The organism is Phyllobacterium sp. SB3 (assembly GCF_040009165.1).
GTDB lineage: Bacteria > Pseudomonadota > Alphaproteobacteria > Rhizobiales > Rhizobiaceae > Phyllobacterium.
The window spans coordinates 1-255 of the sequence record NZ_JBDYKI010000046.1 but is presented as its reverse complement, the minus strand read 5'-3'; the positions used below and the strand labels follow the sequence as shown (position 1 = coordinate 255).

At 59.2% G+C, this 255-nt stretch carries 1 protein-coding gene; it reads left to right on the top strand.

Features of this window, described 5'->3' with window-relative positions; all coding sequences use genetic code 11:
• Positions 1-15 precede the first annotated feature (15 nt).
• Positions 16-255, top strand: a 240-nt coding sequence (locus ABKW30_RS29310) for a PAS domain-containing protein (protein ID WP_348602495.1), incomplete at its 3' end; no start/stop codon positions are given.

Genomic DNA, 255 nt, shown 5'->3' with positions numbered 1-255 from the left:
GAGGATGAAAGAGCGATGCGATTGCTCAATCGTCGCCCCGATGAAGACCTGCACTTTGATGGGTTTGCGTCGCGCGTTCATCCGGAAGACCGGCTTGCCTTGTCGGAGTCGGCTGAAAGGGCGCTTGCTGCCAATGGCAATGGCATCCTCGATGTGGAGTACAGGATGCTGGAGCGGCCCGATATGCCGGCACACTGGGTCCATGCCCGGGCAAAGGCTGTCACAACGGACGGCGTTACCAAATTCGTTGGCACC